Source organism: Streptomyces sp. NPDC030021 (genome assembly GCF_055574035.1).
Genome location: NZ_JBVIAH010000008.1, coordinates 301,433 through 320,403, shown reverse-complemented (window position 1 = coordinate 320,403; position 18,971 = coordinate 301,433). Strand labels below are relative to the sequence as shown.

16 protein-coding genes are annotated in these 18,971 nt (G+C 70.5%); 11 read left to right on the top strand and 5 right to left on the bottom strand.

All coding sequences use genetic code 11. The features are described from left to right. Window positions 1-2 precede the first annotated feature (2 nt). From nuoI to nuoN, 6 genes are read left to right on the top strand one after another with little or no spacing between them, the layout of a single operon-like run. Complete coding sequence (nuoI, locus tag ACZ4YL_RS18770) at window positions 3-599, top strand: NADH-quinone oxidoreductase subunit NuoI (protein ID WP_468117633.1); 597 nt, start codon at window positions 3-5, stop codon at window positions 597-599. Beyond that, window positions 596-1,411 (top strand): NADH-quinone oxidoreductase subunit J, encoded by an 816-nt coding sequence (locus ACZ4YL_RS18765; RefSeq protein ID WP_468117631.1) that lies wholly within the window; start codon window positions 596-598, stop codon window positions 1,409-1,411. Before nuoI ends, ACZ4YL_RS18765 begins: the two co-directional genes overlap by 4 nt. Then, window positions 1,408-1,707, top strand: a complete 300-nt coding sequence (gene nuoK, locus ACZ4YL_RS18760; RefSeq protein ID WP_030653455.1) for an NADH-quinone oxidoreductase subunit NuoK — start codon at window positions 1,408-1,410, stop codon at window positions 1,705-1,707. Before ACZ4YL_RS18765 ends, nuoK begins: the two co-directional genes overlap by 4 nt. Window positions 1,708-1,716: 9 nt before the next feature. Continuing rightward, window positions 1,717-3,612, top strand: coding sequence for an NADH-quinone oxidoreductase subunit L (gene nuoL / locus ACZ4YL_RS18755; protein WP_468117629.1), 1,896 nt, complete (start codon window positions 1,717-1,719; stop codon window positions 3,610-3,612). Window position 3,613: 1 nt separating this feature from the next. Next, complete coding sequence (locus tag ACZ4YL_RS18750; RefSeq protein ID WP_468117627.1) at window positions 3,614-5,242, top strand: NADH-quinone oxidoreductase subunit M; 1,629 nt, start codon at window positions 3,614-3,616, stop codon at window positions 5,240-5,242. Window positions 5,243-5,247: 5 nt separating this feature from the next. Continuing rightward, on the top strand, window positions 5,248-6,894 hold the full coding sequence (nuoN, locus tag ACZ4YL_RS18745) for an NADH-quinone oxidoreductase subunit NuoN (protein ID WP_468117743.1): 1,647 nt from the start codon (window positions 5,248-5,250) through the stop codon (window positions 6,892-6,894). A gap of 106 nt (window positions 6,895-7,000) precedes the next feature. Here the strand turns inward: nuoN and ACZ4YL_RS18740 are convergent, their stop codons facing one another. Continuing rightward, entirely contained in the window at window positions 7,001-8,155 is a 1,155-nt protein-coding gene (locus ACZ4YL_RS18740; RefSeq protein WP_468117626.1) for a hypothetical protein, read from the bottom strand. Window positions 8,156-8,186: 31 nt separating this feature from the next. Then, window positions 8,187-9,410 carry a fumarylacetoacetase gene (fahA, locus tag ACZ4YL_RS18735; RefSeq protein WP_468117624.1) on the bottom strand — a complete coding sequence of 408 codons (1,224 nt, stop codon included), beginning with the start codon at window positions 9,408-9,410 and terminating at the stop codon, window positions 8,187-8,189. 339 nt (window positions 9,411-9,749) lie between these two features. On the opposite strand from fahA, the gene ACZ4YL_RS18730 reads away from it, so the two are divergent. Beyond that, window positions 9,750-10,568, top strand: a complete 819-nt coding sequence (locus ACZ4YL_RS18730) for an HAD family hydrolase (protein WP_468117622.1) — start codon at window positions 9,750-9,752, stop codon at window positions 10,566-10,568. 193 nt (window positions 10,569-10,761) lie between these two features. Here ACZ4YL_RS18730 and ACZ4YL_RS18725 read toward each other — a convergent pair whose 3' ends face one another. After that, window positions 10,762-12,765 (bottom strand): CocE/NonD family hydrolase, encoded by a 2,004-nt coding sequence (locus ACZ4YL_RS18725; RefSeq protein ID WP_468117620.1) that lies wholly within the window; start codon window positions 12,763-12,765, stop codon window positions 10,762-10,764. A 391-nt stretch (window positions 12,766-13,156) separates the two neighbouring features. Here ACZ4YL_RS18725 and ACZ4YL_RS18720 point away from each other — a divergent pair, with 391 nt between their 5' ends. From ACZ4YL_RS18720 to ACZ4YL_RS18705, 4 genes are all read left to right on the top strand, one after another. Continuing rightward, entirely contained in the window at window positions 13,157-14,167 is a 1,011-nt protein-coding gene (locus ACZ4YL_RS18720; protein ID WP_189733448.1) for a polyprenyl synthetase family protein, read from the top strand. A gap of 222 nt (window positions 14,168-14,389) precedes the next feature. Next, window positions 14,390-15,604 (top strand): LolA family protein, encoded by a 1,215-nt coding sequence (locus tag ACZ4YL_RS18715; RefSeq protein WP_468117618.1) that lies wholly within the window; start codon window positions 14,390-14,392, stop codon window positions 15,602-15,604. A 106-nt stretch (window positions 15,605-15,710) separates the two neighbouring features. Continuing rightward, window positions 15,711-15,914 (top strand): ribbon-helix-helix domain-containing protein, encoded by a 204-nt coding sequence (locus ACZ4YL_RS18710; RefSeq protein WP_223835884.1) that lies wholly within the window; start codon window positions 15,711-15,713, stop codon window positions 15,912-15,914. Continuing rightward, a complete protein-coding gene (locus tag ACZ4YL_RS18705; RefSeq protein WP_468117617.1) occupies window positions 15,911-16,327 on the top strand; it encodes a hypothetical protein in 417 nt (138 codons plus the stop codon). Before ACZ4YL_RS18710 ends, ACZ4YL_RS18705 begins: the two co-directional genes overlap by 4 nt. 31 nt (window positions 16,328-16,358) lie before the next feature. Here the strand turns inward: ACZ4YL_RS18705 and ACZ4YL_RS18700 are convergent, their stop codons facing one another. Together ACZ4YL_RS18700 and rarD are read right to left on the bottom strand one after the other, a co-directional pair. Further along, window positions 16,359-17,675: a M28 family metallopeptidase gene (locus ACZ4YL_RS18700; protein ID WP_468117616.1), complete on the bottom strand. Its 1,317-nt coding sequence runs from the start codon at window positions 17,673-17,675 to the stop codon at window positions 16,359-16,361. A 270-nt stretch (window positions 17,676-17,945) separates the two neighbouring features. Continuing rightward, the gene (gene rarD / locus ACZ4YL_RS18695) at window positions 17,946-18,893 is read right to left on the bottom strand and encodes an EamA family transporter RarD (protein ID WP_468117614.1); all 948 of its coding nucleotides are present in this window, start codon (window positions 18,891-18,893) and stop codon (window positions 17,946-17,948) included. Window positions 18,894-18,971: the final 78 nt, after the last annotated feature.

Here is an 18,971-nt window from a genome sequence, read left to right as displayed (position 1 = left end):
AGATGTCCGACGAGAAGTGGCAGAACCCGGTGGCGGGCTTCGGCGTGACCTTCAAGGCCATGTTCAAGAAGCGCCTCACCGAGCAGTACCCGGAGCAGCAGAAGACCACAGCACCGCGCTTCCACGGACGGCATCAGCTCAACCGGCACCCCGACGGTCTGGAGAAGTGCATCGGGTGCGAGCTGTGTGCCTGGGCCTGTCCCGCCGACGCGATCTACGTGGAGGGCGCGGACAACACCGAGGAGGAGCGCTACTCCCCGGGTGAGCGGTACGGCGCCGTCTACCAGATCAACTACGCCCGCTGCATCCTGTGCGGGCTGTGCGTGGAGGCGTGCCCGACGAGGGCGCTGACCATGACGAACGAGTTCGAACTGGCCGACTCCAGCCGCGAATCGCTCATCTACACCAAGGAGCAGCTGCTGGCCGGTCTGACCGAGGGCATGGTCGAGGCACCGCACTCGATCTTCCCCGGCGCGGACGACACGGACTACTACCGAGGTCTGGTGACCGGGGCCGCCCCGGGCACCGTCCGGCAGGTCGCCGTCTCCAAGGGCGAAGCCGCCCCGGAGAACGGGCAGTCCGCGGAGGTGGACGGATGAGTGCCATCGCCGCCTCCGCCGCCTCCATGACCTCCACGGGCGAGGCGATCCAGTTCTGGATCCTCGGCACGGTCGCCGTCATCGGCGCACTGGCCACGATCCTGATGAAGAAGGCCGTGCACAGCGCACTCAGCCTGGCCGGGACGATGATCATCCTGGCCGTCTTCTACCTCGCCAACGGGGCGTACTTCCTGGGCGTCGTCCAGGTCATCGTCTACACCGGCGCGATCATGATGCTCTTCCTCTTCGTGGTCATGCTCGTCGGCGTCACCGCCGCCGACTCCCTGAAGGAGACCATCAAGGGACAGCGCTGGCTGGCCGTCCTGTGCGGGCTCGGCTTCGGCACCCTGCTGATCGGCGGCATCGCCAACGCCGGGCTCACCCACTTCAACGGACTCGGCCGGGTCAACTCCGGCGGGCACATCGAGGGCCTGGCGCAGCTGATCTTCACCAAGTACGTCTTCGCCTTCGAGATCACCGGCGCGCTGCTGATCACCGCGTCCGTCGGCGCGATGGTGCTCACCCACCGCGAGCGCACCGAACGGGCCGCCACCCAGCGCGAACTCGCCGAGAAGCGGGTCCGCGAGGGCGTCCAGCTCCCGCCGCTGCCCGCGCCGGGCGTCTACGCCCGGCACAACGCGGTGGACGTCGCCGGTCTGCTGCCGGACGGCACCCCGTCCGAGCTGACCGTCAACCGGACGCTGCGCGCCCGGGGCCAGATCCGGGACGTCTCCAGCCAGGCCATCGACGACCTCAAGGCACTGGAGCAGGCCTCCTCGGAGCGCCTCGGCCGTGAGGAGGCCTCGAAGTGAATCCGGTCAACTACCTGTACCTGGCGGCCCTGCTGTTCACGATCGGTGCCACCGGGGTCCTGATCCGCAAGAACGCGATCGTGCTGTTCATGTGCGTCGAGCTGATGCTCAACGCCTGCAACCTCGCCTTCGTCGCGTTCTCCCGGATGCACGGCAACCTCGACGGCCAGATCATCGCGTTCTTCACGATGGTCGTCGCCGCCGCGGAGGTCGTGGTCGGCCTGGCGATCATCGTGTCGCTGTTCCGTACCCGCCACTCGGCCTCGGTCGACGACGCCAGCCTGATGAAGCTGTAAGGGGTCGCTGTGGAGAACCTGATTGCGCTGCTGATCGCGGCGCCCCTGCTCGGAGCGGTGGTGCTGCTCTGCGGCGGCCGGCGCCTCGACAAGGTCGGTCACTGGATCGGCACCCTGCTCGCGGCCGTCTCCTTCGGGATCGGCGTCGTACTGTTCGCCGACATGCTGGGGCGCACGGCCGAGGACCGGACCCTGACGCAGAACCTGTACACCTGGATCCCCGTCGAGGGCTTCCAGGCGGACATGGCCTTCCAGCTGGACCAGCTGTCGATGACCTTCGTCCTGCTGATCTCCGGGGTGGGCACGCTCATCCACGTGTACTCGATCGGGTACATGGAGCACGACGAGCGCCGCCGCCGCTTCTTCGGCTACCTGAACCTGTTCGTCGCGGCGATGCTGCTCCTGGTCCTCGCCGACAACTACCTGCTGCTGTACTTCGGCTGGGAGGGCGTGGGCCTCGCCTCGTACCTCCTGATCGGCTTCTGGCAGCACAAGCCCAGCGCGGCCACCGCCGCGAAGAAGGCCTTCCTGGTCAACCGCGTCGGCGACATGGGCCTGTCGATCGCGATCATGCTGATGTTCACCACCTTCGGCACCTTCGCCTTCGAGCCGGTGTTCGACTCCGTGGGCAAGACCTCCGAGGGCACGCTGACGGCGATCGGCCTGATGCTCCTGCTGGCCGCCTGCGGCAAGTCGGCGCAGGTCCCGCTGCAGTCCTGGCTCGGTGACGCGATGGAGGGCCCGACCCCGGTCTCGGCCCTGATCCACGCGGCCACCATGGTGACGGCGGGCGTGTACCTGATCGTCCGCTCGGCCGCCGTCTTCAACGGGGCGCCCGACGCCCAGCTGGTGGTCACCGTCGTGGGCGCGGTCACGCTCCTCTTCGGTGCGATCGTCGGTTGCGCGAAGGACGACATCAAGAAGGCCCTGGCGGGCTCGACGATGTCGCAGATCGGCTACATGATCCTCGCCGCGGGCCTCGGCCCGATCGGCTACGTCTTCGCGATCATGCACCTGGTGACGCACGGCTTCTTCAAGGCGGGTCTCTTCCTCGGCGCGGGTTCCGTGATGCACGGGATGAACGACGAGGTCGACATGCGCAGGTACGGGGGCCTGCGGAAGTACATGCCGGTCACCTTCGTCACCTTCGGCCTCGGATACCTGGCCATCATCGGCTTCCCGGGTCTGTCCGGCTTCTTCTCCAAGGACATGATCATCGAGGCGGCCTTCGCGAAGGGCGGCACCGAGGGCTGGATCCTCGGCGGGGTCACCCTGCTGGGCGCCGGCATCACCGCCTTCTACATGACCCGCGTCATGCTCCTCACCTTCTTCGGCGAGAAGCGCTGGCAGCCGGACGAAGCCGGCCACGAGCCGCACCCGCACGAGTCCCCGAAGTCCATGACCATCCCGATGGTCATCCTGGCCTTCGGGTCGGTCTTCGCCGGAGCCTTCTTCGAGATCGGCGAGCGGTTCCTGAAGTGGCTGGAGCCCGTCACGGGCTACTCGCACGGCAACCCGCCGGTCAGCGCCATGACCGTCACCGCGGCCACCATGGTGATGCTCCTCGTCGGAGTCGGCATCGCCTGGGCGATGTACGGCAAGCGGCCCGTCCCGGTCGTCGCCCCGCGCGGCTCGTTCCTCACCCGGGCGGCTCGCAAGGACCTCTACCAGGACGACTTCAACCACGTCGTGCTGGTGCGCGGCGGGGAGCACCTGACCCGCTCGCTCGTGTACCTCGACCACAGCGTGGTCGACGGGGTGGTCAACGGGACGGCCGCCTCGGTCGGCGGGCTCTCGGGCCGCCTGCGCAAGCTGCAGAACGGCTACGCCCGCAGCTACGCGGTCTCGATGTTCGGGGGCACGGTGGTTCTGATCGCCGCGACCCTGCTGATGAGGGCGGTGTGAAATGAGTTTCCCGCTTCTGACGGTGACGGCCGCGGTCCCCGCGGTCGGCGCGATCCTGACGGCGGCCGTACCGGCCGCCCGCAGGACCGCCGCCAAGTGGCTCGCGCTGCTCTTCTCGCTGGCGACACTGGCCCTGGCCGTGCTCGTCGCGGTCCGCTTCGACCCGAGCGGTGACCGCTACCAGCTCACCGAATCCCGGTCCTGGATCGCCGACTTCGGCGTCCGCTACGAGCTGGGCGTGGACGGGATCGGGGTGGTGCTCATCGGGCTCACCGCGGTTCTGATGCCGTTCATCATCCTTGCAGGCTGGCATGACGCCGACCCGTTGGAGACGAAGAGCCAGCGCTGGCGGCCTACCCAGGGCTTCTTCGCCCTGATCCTGATGGTCGAGGCGATGGTGATCATCTCCTTCGAGGCCACCGACGTCTTCCTCTTCTACATCTTCTTCGAAGCCATGCTCATCCCGATGTACTTCCTCATCGGCGGCTTCGGGGACCGTGCCACTTCCTCCCGATCAGCCGCTGCCGCGGCGGGCGGCTCCGAGGAGAACGCGGCCACGCAGCGCTCGTACGCGGCGGTCAAGTTCCTCCTCTACAACCTGGTCGGCGGCCTGATCATGCTGGCGGCCGTCATCGGCCTCTACGTGGTCGCCGGGAACTTCTCCCTCCAGGAGATCACCGCCGCCCGGGCCGCGGGCACGCTCGACATGTCGGCCAACACCGAGCGGCTGCTGTTCCTCGGGTTCTTCTTCGCCTTCGCGATCAAGGCCCCGCTGTGGCCGCTGCACACCTGGCTGCCGAACGCGATGGGCGAGTCCACCGCTCCCGTCGCCGTACTGATCACCGCGGTCGTCGACAAGGTCGGCACCTTCGCGATGCTCCGCTTCTGCCTCGGGCTCTTCCCCGACGCCAGCAAGTGGGCCACGCCGGCGATCCTGGTGCTGGCCCTGATCAGCATCGTCTACGGCGCGCTGGTCGCGGTCGGCCAGCGGGACATCAAGCGGCTGGTCGCCTACGCCTCGATCTCGCACTTCGGCTTCATCATCCTGGGCATCTTCGCGATGACCTCCCAGGGCCAGTCCGGCGCCACCCTCTACATGGTCAACCACGGCCTGTCGACGGCGGCACTGATGCTGGTGGCCGGCTTCCTGATCTCGCGGCGCGGCTCGCGGCTCATCGCCGACTACGGCGGCGTCCAGAAGGTGGCCCCGGTCCTCGCCGGCACCTTCCTGATCGGCGGCCTCGCCACCCTCTCGCTGCCGGGCCTGGCGCCCTTCGTCAGCGAATTCCTGGTCCTGGTCGGCACGTTCGCCCGGTACCCGGTCGTCGGCATCATCGCCACCACCGGCATCGTGCTCGCCGCCCTCTACACGCTGGTCCTCTACCAGCGCACGATGACCGGTCCCGTGAAGGAGGAGGTCCGCACCATGCCGGACCTGCGCCTGCGGGAGGTGCTGGTGGTCGCCCCGCTGATCGCCCTGCTGATCGGGCTGGGCGTCTACCCGAAGGTCCTCACCGACATCGTCAACCCGGCGGTGGAGCACACCATGTCGGACGTGAAGCAGACGGACCCGCAGCCCGAGATCGCCGTTGAGGCCGAGCACGCCAAGAATGGGGAGGTGGCGAAGTGAGCACGCTGACTTCCGCCCACAGCCTGTGGACACTGGCGGCCGAGGCACCGGCCGACCGGATCCCGGCACCGACCATCGAGTACGCACAGCTCGCGCCCACGCTGATCGTGGTGGGTGCGGCGGTGCTCGGGATCCTGGTCGAGGCCTTCGTGCCCCGCAAGTCCCGTTACTACGTACAGGTGTTCCTCACCGTCGCCGCGCTGGCCTCGGCCTTCGCCGCGGTCGTCGGCCTCGCGGCCGGCGGGTACGGCTCCGGCAAGGCCCACATCGCCGCGATGGGCGCCATCGCCGTGGACGGCCCGGCACTCTTCCTGCAGGGCACCATCCTGCTGGCCTCGGTCGTGGCGGTCTTCACCTTCGCCGAGCGGCGCCTGGACCCCGCGGCGCACGGCAACCGGGTGGATTCCTTCGCCGCCCAGGCGGCGTCCGTACCGGGCAGCGACAGCGAGAAGGCCGCCGTCAAGGCGGGCTTCACCACCACCGAGGTCTTCCCGCTGGCCCTGTTCGCGATCGCCGGCATGCTGATCTTCCCGGCGGCCAACGACCTGCTGACGCTGTTCATCGCCCTTGAGGTGTTCTCCCTCCCGCTGTACCTGCTCTGCGCCGTCGCCCGCCGCCAGCGGCTGATGTCGCAGGAGGCCGCGGTGAAGTACTTCCTCCTGGGCGCCTTCTCCTCCGCCTTCCTCCTCTTCGGCATCGCGCTGCTCTACGGGTACGCCGGCTCGGTCTCGTACGCGGCGATCGCCGACGTGGTCGACGGCACGGTCGCGAAGATCGACCCGGCGCTGGCCTCCACCATGGGCAACGACGCGCTGCTGCTGACCGGCGGCGCGCTGATCATGACGGGCCTGCTCTTCAAGGTCGGCGCGGTCCCCTTCCACATGTGGACCCCGGACGTCTACCAGGGCGCCCCGACCCCGGTCACCGGCTTCATGGCGGCGGCGACCAAGGTGGCCGCCTTCGGCGCCCTCCTGCGCCTCCTCTACGTGGTCCTGCCGGGGCTGCGCTGGGACTGGCGTCCGGTGATGTGGGCGGTGGCCATCGTCACCATGCTGGCGGGCGCGGTGATCGCCGTGACCCAGACGGACGTCAAGCGGCTGCTCGCCTACTCCTCGATCGCGCACGCGGGCTTCATCCTGGCCGGTGTGATCGCGACCTCGGCGCAGGGCGTCCAGTCCGTCCTCTTCTACCTGGGCGCCTACTCCTTCGTGACGATCGGCGCCTTCGCGGTGGTCACGCTGGTGCGCGACGCGGGCGGCGAGGCCACGCACCTGTCCAAGTGGGCCGGCCTGGGCCGGCGTTCGCCCCTGACGGCGGCCGTCTTCGCGGTGTTCCTGCTCGCCTTCGCGGGCATCCCGCTGACCTCCGGCTTCACGGGCAAGTTCGCCGTGTTCAGTGCGGCGGCGGAGAGCGGCGCCGGGGTGCTGGTCGTGATCGGTGTCATCTCGTCCGCGATCGCCGCGTTCTTCTACATCCGGGTGATCGTCCTGATGTTCTTCAGCGAGCCGAAGGCCGACGGCCCGACGGTGGCGGTCCCCTCGCCGCTGACGATGACCACCATCGCGGTGGGCGTCGCCGTCACCCTGATCCTGGGCCTCGCCCCGCAGTACTTCCTGGACCTGGCGGGGCAGGCGAGCACCTTCGTCCGCTGATCCGGTCCGGCCTGGACGAAGGGCCCGGCTCCCCTCGGGGAAGCCGGGCCCTTCGCCGTTGCGTGGGGCTGCCTCTTCGGGCGGTGCCGATCGCACAGGCGACGGCCTAGTGGCCGTGCGGGTGGGCGGCGGCCGGTTTGCCCGGGGTGGGGGCCTTCTTGGGGCAGGTCAGCGCCGGGTTCCAGTTGTGGAAGCGGCCGGCCGGGTTCTCCTTGTACGCCCACATGTGCAGGTCGTAGTGCTTGGGCATGCCCGCCCAGTGGCCGGGCATCGGCCCGTCGAAGGGCAGTCCGAACATGCTCGGCCGGTCGTCGGCCGTCTTCAGGTCCTGGTCCCGGTCGGTCGACATCCACTCCACCGTTTCGAGCTTGCGGCGGCCGTTGCGGTCCTTGTCCTTGCTGTAGAGGAGCGCGGTCGGCCTGGCGGGGTCCTTCGAGCCCCAGTTGGCCTGCTTCACGTAGTGGTAGCCCATGGCGCCCACCCCGAACGGGTTGGTCATGCATTCCTCGCCGTGCGGGACGTACCCGTCCTTGAGGGCCGCCCGCTCGTCCGCGTACTTCGCCGTCACCGCGATCGCCGTCGCCATGTCCCGCATGGCCTTGGCGTTGCGCGGGTCGGGCGCGGGCCCCTCCACCCCGTGCGCCGGGACCACGGCGGCCAGGCCCAGCGACACGGCGGCGGTGATCACGAGGGCGGCCTTGCGGACATCGGTGGACATGGGGACTCCTGCCGTCGACGGGCTTTCGTCCACCATCCCGGCGCCCCGCCGGCCCTGCACGCCACAGGCCCCCGAACGGGGGTCCGGCACCACCGCCTGACACCGCGTGAGGGTCAGGCGGCGCGGGCCGCGTACGCGCGGACGTCCGCGTCCGGGTCCGAGACCGCCGTGGCGAGGGCCGCCCGTGCCTCCGCGGTGTCCCGGTGCCAGCAGGGCGAGCACCGCGGCCTTGCGGACGTCCGCGGCGGCCGCGGCCAGCTGCGGGACGGCGTCCACCGAGACCAGCGCGCGGATCGCGTGGATGCGGACCTCCGGGTCGCCTTCCAGGGGGAGGACCCCGCCGGGGTAGCCGCCCGCCAGGATCTGGTGGCGCAGCAGGTCGGCGAGCTGGCGAGCCTGGTCCGCGCGCAGTCGCGGCTGGCCTGGCAGGGAACGTACCGGCGGCCCGGCGCCGGTGGTGTTGACGCAGTGCTGCGCCACCTGACGGCGCTTCCGCAGGGCTCTGAGCTGCGGTTTCGGCGGGGTGGCGGAAAGATCCGCCACCCCGCCGACTGTGTTTGCCGCCGGCGCTGGACTAGCGCGATCCCACGATGCGGCCGGTGACCTCGCCGAGGCCGACGCGCGTGCCGTCCGGGCCGGGGGCCCAGGCGGTGAGGGTGACGGTGTCCCCGTCCTCCAGGAAGGTGCGCTTGCCGTCGGTGAGCTCGATGGCGTCGCGGCCGTTCCAGGTGAGTTCCAGCAGCGAGCCGCGCTGGCCGACCTCGGGACCGCTGACGGTGCCGGAGCCGAAGACGTCGCCGGTGCGCAGGGAGGCGCCGTTGACGGTCATGTGGGCGAGCTGCTGCGCGGCCGTCCAGTACATGGTGGCGAAGGGCGGCTGCGCCACCTCCTGCCCGTTGATGGAGACGGTGATGCGCAGGTCGAAGCCGCCGGGGCGGTCGAGGTCGGCGTCGTCCAGGTAGGGCTGGAGCGGGAAGTCCCGGGCGGGCGGGGCGACCCGGGCCGCGTCGAGGGCCTCCAGCGGGGTGACCCAGGCGGAGACGGAGGTGGCGAAGGACTTGCCGAGGAACGGGCCGAGCGGCACGTACTCCCAGGCCTGGATGTCGCGCGCCGACCAGTCGTTGAGCAGGAACAGTCCGAAGACGTGCTCCTCGAAGTCGCCCAGCGCCACCGGCCGGCCCAGCTCGGAGGGGGTGCCGACGACGAAGCCGACCTCGGCCTCGATGTCGAGCTTGACGGAGGGGCCGAAGACGGGCGCCGGGTCGGTGGGCGCCTTGCGCTGGCCGGAGGGGCGTACGACGTCGGTGCCGGAGACCACGATGGTGCCGGAGCGGCCGTGGTAACCGATGGGGAGGTGCTTCCAGTTGGGCGTCAGCGCGTCGCCGTCCGGGCGGAACATCTTGCCGACGTTGGTGGCGTGGTGCTCGCTCGCGTAGAAGTCGACGTAGTCGGCGACCTCGTACGGCAGGTGCAGGGTGACCTCGTCGAGCGGTACCAGGTGCGGCTCGACGGTCGGGCGGTGGCCGGGGTCGGTCACCCAGGCGGTCAGCGCGCGGCGCACGTCGCGCCAGGCGGTGTGGCCGGCACCCAGCAGCGGGTTGAGGGAGGTCCGTCCGAGCAGGTCCGCGAACGGTGAGCCGAGCGCGGCCGCGGCCGCCCCCGCGTCGAGGACGAATCCGCCGATGCGCACGCCGACCCGCCGCCGGTCGTCCGCGGCGGTCGAGAAGACGCCGTAGGGGAGGTTGTGCGGCCCGAACGGGTCGCCCTCGGGGACATCGAGGGGGCTCTGCTGGGGCATGGGGTACTGCCTCGCTTTCGACGCGGTCCGGGGGTGTCCCGGTAGACACGGTGCGGGACACGCTACTCAGGATCCCGCGGGAACGCGCGGGTACCCGGTCGGAGATGAAACACACCCCGGGACGACGGCTGTGGTCAGGTATCCACAGTTCCGGTCATATCTGATCTTTTGGTGCGTGCTGCCGATCGAGGGCCCTACGGTCGGGGTTGTGCACTTCCCTGCCCCGCCCCTGTCCGGCTCGACGCTGGAGCGCCTCAAAGTGACGGATGGGACGCGGGGGAGGCCGGATTCGAGTTCTATTTGTAGGACTTGTCCAAAGGGGTCCGTATCCTAGGCGCCGTGACTTCCGCCCCGCCTCCGGCCCTTCCCTATGCCTTGATCGCCACAGACCTGGACGGGACTCTGCTGCAAGCCGGGGACACCGTCTCCGCCCGCTCGTACGAGGCGCTCGCGACGGCGCGCGCGGCCGGCGCCCAGCACATCATCGTCACCGGACGCCCCGTTCCCCAGGTCCGACACGTCCTGGACCGGCTCGGCCACACAGGGCTCGCGGTGTGCGGGCAGGGCGCGCAGGTGTACGACGCGGCGCGCGGGCGCCTGCTGCACTCCGTGTCCATGGACCGGGAGCTGGCCGACGTGGCCCTCGGCAAGATCGAGGCGGAGATCGGCGAGGTCTACGCGGCGGTCAACCAGGAGGGCTTGGACGCGGAGATGCTGATAGGGCCGGGCTACCGGATGTGGCACCCCCACCTGCCGACGGTCCGCGTCCCGCGGCGCTGCGACCTGTGGTCGGCGCCGATCAACAAGGTGCTGCTCCAGCACCCGGAGCTGGACGACGACGAGCTGACCCGGGTGGCGCGGTCGGTGGTCGGCCACCTGGTGAACGTCACGATGGCGGGCGAGCACACGGTGGAACTCCAGCCGCCGGGCATCGACAAGGCCAGCGGGCTCGCTCGGGCGGCGGAAGTCCTCGGCGTCTCCCCGTCCGGGACGATCGCCTTCGGGGACATGCCGAACGACATCCCGATGTTCGCGTGGGCGGCCCATGGGGTGGCGATGGCCAACTCCCACCACGAGCTGGTGGCGGTCGCCGACGAGATCACCCTGTCGAACGAGGCGGACGGTATCGCGGTGGTGCTGGAGCGGCTGTTCGGCTAGCACGAGGCCGCTGCGCGGAGCCTCTCCCCGCCCCGCCCTCCGTTTCCCGGGCTCTGCCCGGACCCGCGCCTCAAACTCCGGCGAGGCTGGAACAACCAGCCTCGCCGGGGGGCACCTCCCAGCGGTAGCTGGGGGAGTTTGAGGCGCGGAGGTGCGGGGGCGGAGCCCCCGGAAGCGGCGCCGCACCGACGGCCTAGCCCGCCGCGCGCGGCAGCCGGCGTTCCCACGTCCGGTGGAAGACCACCTCGTCCCCCTCCCGGCACACCACCTCGTTCGACGTCAGGAAGCCGCCCTCGTCGCAACGGATCTCCGAGCGCGTCTCCACCCGCGCGTCCCAGCCCAGTTCCGGCCGGTGGAGCCGGATCCGCCACCGCGAGAACGTGCGCGCCGACAGCGCGTCCGCGTCCTGGATCTCGTACACCTCCTCCGCGTCCTCCTCGTACTCCAGGCCGTCCGGGTACACCCGGGTGCCCCCGTACCGCGGGTCCACCTCCAGCCGCCACGTCCCGCGCGCGACGTCCCGTACGACCAGCCGTTCCGGACGCGGTTCGTCCAGCGTCGCCGGGACGACCACACCCAGCGGCTCCGCCTGCTCCGGGGCCTCGAAGACGATTCCGCCGTCCGCCGCGGAGCCCGCCCGCACCGGCAGGGTCAGCGCGCTGCCCGCCGGGTCCAGGGTCCAGCCGGCCTCGGACCCGGCCCGCGGCCAGATCCACGGCCAGTACGCGGAGGACACGGCGAGCCGGATCCGGTGCCCCGGCGCGAAGGCGTGCCCGATGCCGTTCAGCTCGAAGGTGACGTCCTCGTACGCGCCCACCGGCCAGGGCAGTGCCCGGTCGCGCCCCCGGCGCGCCGAGAGGTTCAGCGCGCCTCGCGTGACCAGCGTCGAGGAGCCGTCCGGTGCCACGTCGCACAGCCGGGCGACCACCTGCCCGTACGGCACGTCGAGCCGCAGCCGCAGGGTGACCGACGGCCGTCCCAGGATCTCCACCGGCTCCTCGCGCCCCACCGGGAACTCGAAGCAGGCCGACTTCGCGTCCTCCTCCCGCTGGTCCGGCGGCAGGTCGGCGTCGTTGCCGAAGGGGAAGAACCGGCCCGCGTCCAGCCCGGTGTGCTGCGGGGAGGCCACCGCCACCGGCGCGCCCTGGAACACGTACGGGACGGGGATGACGGACGCCGACGGCCAGGACTTCTCGCCGACCCAGCGGCCCGGGAGCTCCTCGTACACCGTCGCGGGCGGGTGCGATTCGCTGATCCAGGTGCGCAACAGCGGCTCCTCCATCACCCCGTTGTCCGCGCCCTTCAGCCAGTGGTCCCACCAGCGCAGGGTCTCCTGCAGGAAGCCGATGGCCGGTCCCGGCGGCAGGCCGCGGTCCGGGTACTGGTGCGACCAGGGCCCGATCAGGCCCCGTACGCGGGCGGACGGCAGGTGTTCGACCAGCCGCAGCACGGTGTCCCGGTACGGGTCGTGCCAGCCGCCGACCGCGAGCACGGCCGCGCGGACGGCCGGGTAGTCCTCGCAGACGCTGCCGTGGCGCCAGTAGGCGTCGCGCGTCTGGTGGGAGAGCCAGGTGTGGACGAGCGGTTCCACCGCCTCCAGCCGGTCCAGCCACATCCGGCGCCAGTCGTCGCCGACGAACTGGGGGTCCGGGGGGCGGGAGGCGAAGGCCAGCAGGGTCGCCGCCCAGGCGTGCATGTCCACGGCGAGCACCGAGCCACCCATGTAGTGCACGTCGTTGTCGTACCGGTCGTCCGTCGAGCAGACGGTCACGACCGCCTTCAGCGGCTCCGGGGCCAGCGCGGCGATCTGGAGGGAGTTGAACCCGCCCCAGGAGATCCCGAAGATCCCCACCGACCCCGTGCACCACGGCTGCGCCGCCAGCCACTCCACCACCGCGACCCCGTCGGCCAGCTCGCGGGCGTCGTACTCGTCGCCCGGCCGGCCCCCGCTGCAGCCGTGCCCGCGCAGGTCCACCCGTACGGAGGCGTAGCCGTGCCCCGCGTACCAGGGGTGGCGCTGCTGGTCGCGCGGCGCGGTCCAGTCGGTGAGCCGGTACGGGAGGTACTCCAGCAGGGCCGGCACCGGCTCGTCCGTCACCGGGCGCCAGATCCGGGCGTACAGCTCGACACCGTCGGGAAGCGGGATCCGGACATCCTCGTGGGTGGTGCCGTACGGGAAGTCGGTACGGATGATCATCTGGTCTCAGCCGCCAATCGCCTCGGACGTACCCCTCGGGCCCTCGGGCCCGCGTCGCGCCGGTCGTCGTCCGTCCGGCGAGCCATCCGCCGGCGACGGGGACGAGGTGGACCATGGTCCAGTAGGCCGGCGGGACGGAGGCGGTGGCCGGTCGGCCTCCGGGTCCGCGGGCTCGTCCATATCGGTCGCTGTTCTGGGCAAAACGCATTCTCCGGTTGATTCGGCTTATCCAGAACATACCGGTGCTCATCGGGTAGTGCGCGGGTGGTGGCCGGGAAGGCGCTCTCGGTGATCGAAAACAGACCCGATACGCTGGCTTGAGTGATGGCAGCGACACATCGACAATCCATGTGATCGTCAGCGTGATCGTCAGCAGACAGGAGTACCCCTCGTGACCGTCGTCGGGCCGTTCGGACTGAGCGTGCGGGACCAGGCTCTTGAGACCGATGTCCAGGCCGGACTGGCCGCCGTCGAGGCGGGTCTGCTGGAAGCCACCAAGAGCGAAGTCCCCTTCATCACCGAGGCCGCACAGCACCTGGTCAGGGCCGGAGGCAAGCGGTTCCGGCCGCTGCTGGTGATGCTCGCCTCCCGTTTCGGTGATCCCTACGCGCCCGGCATCGTGCCGTCCGCCGTCGTGGTCGAGCTCACGCACCTCGCGACGCTCTACCACGACGACGTCATGGACGAGGCGGACGTCCGCCGCGGGGTGGAGAGCGCCAACGCCCGCTGGGGCAACTCGGTGGCCGTCCTGACGGGTGACTTCCTGTTCGCCCGCGCCTCGCACATCCTGGCCGACCTCGGGCCGGAGGCGGTACGCATCCAGGCCGAGGCCTTCGAGCGGCTGGTGACGGGCCAGATCCTGGAGACGGCCGGTCCGCGCGACGGCCGCGACCCCGTCGCCCACTACCTCGACGTCATCGCCGGCAAGACCGGCTCGCTGATCGCGGTCTCCGGCCGCTTCGGCGCGCTCATGTCCGGCGCCGACGAGTCGGTCGTCGACATCCTGACCCAGTACGGCGAGCGGCTCGGCACCGCCTTCCAGCTCGCCGACGACGTCCTCGACATCGCCTCCGACGCGCACGAGTCCGGCAAGACCCCGGGCACCGACCTGCGCGAGGGCATCCCGACGCTGCCCGTGCTGCGGCTGCGCGAGATGGCGGCCCAGGGCGGCGACCCGGCGGACCTGGAGCTCGTGCAGCTCCTGGACGGCGACCTGACGGACGACGCCCGCCACGCCGAGGTGCTCACCCGGCTGCGGGCGCACCCCGCCCTGGAGCGGGCCCGCCGCGACACCATCCAGTACGCCGAGGACGCGCGGGCCATGCTGGCCCCGCTGCCGGAGTGCTTCGCCAAGTCGGCACTCGAAGAGCTCTGCGACGCGGTGGTGCACCGCGCCGGCTGACGGCCACGCGTGTGGAACGGGCCCTTCCGCCCCGGCGACCCCTACGGGTCGGGGGAGGAGGGGCCTTTCCATGTCATCCCACGGGCGTACGCCGAGTTGCGTCCGGGGACTGACGCCCCGGGGCCGCTGATTTGGTCAGATGGAGTCATCAAACCCCACCAGATCGGGTGAGCGCGGCGACACGGTGGTCACCGCAGTCGACACAGAGGGCAGGGCACTGACATGGCACCGAACACCAAGACTTCCCGCAAGGCCGCCCGGTACGCCGTACCGGTAGCGGTGGCGGGCGTGGCCGCGGCGACCGTTGCGATGGTCCCGGCCTTCGCCAACGCCGGCGGGCCCGACCTGCCGAAGGTGACGGCGCAGCAGCTCATCGAGAAGGTAGCGGCCTCGGACGTGCAGCAGCTGTCCGGCACCGCCCGGATCACCACCGACCTCGGGCTGCCGAAGATCGCGAGCGGGATGCTCGGCGGCGGCGGCGTCGCGGGCGGCTCCGCCAACCCGGAGGACAAGGTCGCCCAGCTGGCGAACGGCAGCCACACCCTGCGCGTCGCGGCCGACGGCCCGGACCGCCAGCGGCTGACCTTCCTCGACGGCAAGGACGAGTACAGCCTCATCCACAACGGCGACGACGTGTGGGGCTACGACTCCAAGTCGAACGAGGTCTTCCACGAGAAGGACGGCGGGGCCGGCCAGGGCAAGGGCAAGGACGGCGGCAAGGAGCACAAGACCGGCGACCGCCTGGCCGCCTCCCCGCAGAAGCTGGCCGAGGAGATCCTGAAGGCCGCCGGCCCCACCACGGACGTCAGCGTGGGCGACACCGCGCAGGTGGCCGGGCGGGACGCCTACCAGCTGGTGCTGAAGCCCAAGCAGACCGGCTCCACGGTCGGCTCGGTCCAGATCGCGGTGGACGCCAAGAACGGCGTGCCGCTGCGGGTGCAGCTGCTGTCCGCCCAGGGCGGCAAGCCGATCGTGGACGCGGGCTTCACCAAGGTCGACTTCACCAAGCCGGCCGCGGACACCTTCTCCTTCACCGCGCCCAAGGGCGCCAAGCTGACCGAGGGCGTGGACGGCGCGGGCAAGGGCGGCGCGGACGAGCACTGGAAGGCGCTGGAGTCCTTCCCGGGCCTCGGCGGTCTGACCGGCGGCGCGGGCGACAAGGGCGACGTGAAGGTGCTCGGCGAGGGCTGGTCGACCATCGCCCGGATCGACTCGGGCATGAACCGGAACCTCAAGGACCTGGAGAACGACAAGAACACCCCGAAGGAGGCCAAGCAGTTCCTCGACTCCCTCGGGGACAAGGTCACCGGGAAGTTCGGTGAGGGCCGGGTCCTGTCGACCCGCCTGGTCAACGCCCTGATCACGGACGACGGCAAGGTCTACGTCGGCGCGGTCACCAAGGACGCGCTGGTCAAGGCGGCCGACGCCAACAAGTAGTCGGCAGCCGGACGGGCAGCCGCAAGGGTGGGCCGGGACTGTGTCCCTGCCCACCCTTGCGTCGTTCCCGCTCCGCGTACAGCACACCCGCTGTACGGTGTTGGACATGTCGAGACACGTCACCATCCGGCTGGACGAAGAGTTCCACGAACGCCTGAAGGCACGTGCGGCGGCACTGGGGACGACGGTCACCGCGCTGATCACCGAGGTCACGGAACGCGAACTCGACGAGGACCGGAAGAACTTCCTCTCCGGCATAGAGGAGTTCGCCGACCACTGGGGCTACTTCCAGCAGCGGTTCGGCAATTGAAGATCACCATGGAGTGGGCCTGGACGGCTCTGGCCCACCATCTCCCGTCCGATCCCGCCGTGTGGGATCCCTCCGGGGTGGCCGCCGCGGTCGCCCGGCACCAGAACGACCTCGTCCTCGTGCCCGAACAGCCCGCCCCGGACACCGCGTGGCGGGCCGCCGCGTTTTTGCACACCCTCGCGGTGTGCCCCGCGCTGGAATCCCCGATGAACGAGTTCTACGCGGCCGCCGCGACCCGCTCGTACCTGCGGGTGGCCGGGGCGAAGCAGCTGCCCTCGCCCGAGGAGCTCGGCGACCTGGTGGAGGCGGCCAAGCTGGGCCGCGCGGACATCGCGGCCGTGGCCGAGGAGCTGCGCGCCCGCATCCAGGGCCCGCTCCAGGCGTCCTCGCACGCTCGTGCCGAGGACGCCTGAGCCGGGAACCGGACCCAGCGGGACAGACGGCCTAGAAGGTGATCTTCCAGCTGTTGACGTAGCCGACGTCCTGCGCGGCCGTGTCCTTGACCCGGAGGTTCCAGACACCGTTGGCCACCTCGCTGGAGGCGTTGACGGTGTACGTCTGGACGAGGTTGTCGGCGCTGCCGCCACTGCGGTTGTGCAGGTTGTAGACGGTGCCGTCGGGGGCGACCAGGTCGACCACCAGGTCACCGCGGTAGGTGTGGACGATGTTCACGTCGACCTTGGTGGTCGCGGGCGCGTTGCCCGTCACACCGGAGACCGTGATCGGAGAGGACACGGCCGCCGCGGGGGAGTCCGGGATGTTCACGTCCGCCGTGTTCTCGAAGGACTGGCCCGGCGGGACCGGGGTGGCCGCCCCGAGCGTCCAGATCGCGTAGGCGACGGCGTCGGAGTTGCGGTCCAGGGCGGTGTCGTTGATGTTCGTCAGGCTGTCGCAGGAGGAGTGGTAGCAGCGGTCGAAGGCCTGACCGGAGGTGCCGCCCCACTTCTGCGCCTGCGCCGCCGTCTTGGTGTAGTCGGCGCCGGAGAACAGGCCGCCGACGGGGATGCCCGCGCTCTTGAAGGGGGCGTGGTCGGAGCGGCCGTCGCCCTCGGTCTCGATCTCCGTCGGGATGCCGAGACCCGCGTAGTAGTTCTTGAAGGTCTGCTCGATCGTCGGGTCGTCGTCGTAGACGAAGTAGCCCGGGTTCGGCGAGCCGATCATGTCGAAGTTCAGGTAGCCGGAGATCTTCGCCTTCTCGGCCGCCGGCAGGTTGTTGACGTAGTACTTCGAGCCGATCAGGCCCAGCTCCTCCGCGCCCCACCAGCCGAAGCGCAGGTGCTTGGTGGGCTGCAGACCGGCCCGGGAGACGGCGAGGGCCGTTTCCAGGACGGCCGCGCTGCCGGAGCCGTTGTCGTTGATGCCCGCCCCCGCGGTCACCGAGTCCAGGTGCGAACCGGCCATCAGGACCGAGTTCGGGTCGCCGCCCGGCCAGTCGGCGATCAGGTTGTAGCCGGTGGCGCCGCTGGAGGTGAAGGTCTGCAGGGTGGTCGTGAAGCCGGCCGCGTCGAGCTTGCCCTTCACGTAGTCGATCGAGGCCTTGTAGCCGGCCCTGCCGTGGGCGCGGTTGCCGCCGTTGCTGGCGGCGATGGTCGAGAGCTGCGACAGATGGGCCTTGACGTTGGCCAGCGGTATGTCGGGCGGTGTCGGCGCCGCGGCGACCGCCGTGGGGGCGGCGAGTGCGGCGGGGGCGGCGGAGGCGAACAGGCCGGCGACCGCGAACGCGGTCACGGCAGCTAGGCGCCGGGAGACGGACAGGCTCATGTGGGGGCTCCGGGATTCCGCGGGGATATGACGGAACGAGTGGCGATAGAGCAGGTGAGCGTTAGTGCGTCAGTGCGAGCCTGATGTTCAGCGAGAGTATGACTGTCCGTCAAGACCACAATTCGGTCAGGGCAGTTCGGAAAACGGACGATCCCCGGTACAGGTGGCCCGTACCGGGGATCGAGGGTGTGAAGGGTTTGCCGGCGCGAGCCCCGCGGGGCGCCGTGCCGCGTGCCTCTCGGGCGGCGCTACGCGGGCTCTCTGGCGGCGTTACGCGGGCTCGCGGGCCGGCGTCGCCAGGGCGGCCGGCGCCGCCGCCTCCAGCCTGACCCGGGACCGCCGCGCCGTACGCAGCGCGTCCCAGGTGAGGATCACGAGCGCGGCCCACACCAGGGAGAAGCCCGCCCAGCGCTCGGGCGGCATGGCCTCGTGGAAGTACAGGACGCCGAGCCCGAACTGGAAGACCGGGGCCATGTACTGGAGCAGCCCGAGGGTGGACAGCGGGACCCGGATCGCGGCCATCCCGAAGAACACCAGCGGGATCGCCGTGACCAGCCCGGTCGCGGCCAGCAGGAGCGAGTGGGTGACACCGTGCGAGGCGAAGGTGGACCGGCCCTGCGCGCCGAGCCACAGGACGTATCCCAGGGCGGGCAGGAACAGCACGGCCGTCTCGGCGGTCAGCGACTCCAGGCCGCCCATGTTGAGCTTCTTCTTGATCAGCCCGTACGTGGCGAAGGAGAAGGCGAGGATCAGCGAGATCCACGGCGGCCGCCCGTAGCCGATGGCGAGCACCAGCACGGCCGCGAAGCTGAGGCCGACCGCCACCCACTGCGCCCGGCGCAGCCGCTCACCGAGCACCAGCACGCCGATGGCGATGCTGACCAGGGGATTGATGAAGTAGCCGAGGCTCGCCTCGACGACGTGCTCGTTGTTGACGGCCCAGATGTACAGGCCCCAGTTCACACTGATCACCGCGGCGGCCAGCGCGGTCAGGCCGAGCTTGCGGGGCTGGCGGAGCAGCTCCCGTATCCAGCCCCAGCGGCGCAGCGCGAGCAGCGCCAGACCGACCACGGCCAGGGACCACACCATGCGGTGGGCGAGGATCTCGATCGCCCCGGAGGGCTTGAGGAGCGGCCAGAAGAGGGGGACCAGCCCCCACATCCCGTATGCGCCGAATCCGTAGAGCAAACCCGTGCGCTGCTCGTTCTCCGCCTTCACGGGGCCTCCTGTACGACTTCCAGCCAACTTCACGACGGTATCGCCGTACGGCTCAGATGTCATGCCCGTAATCGGGAG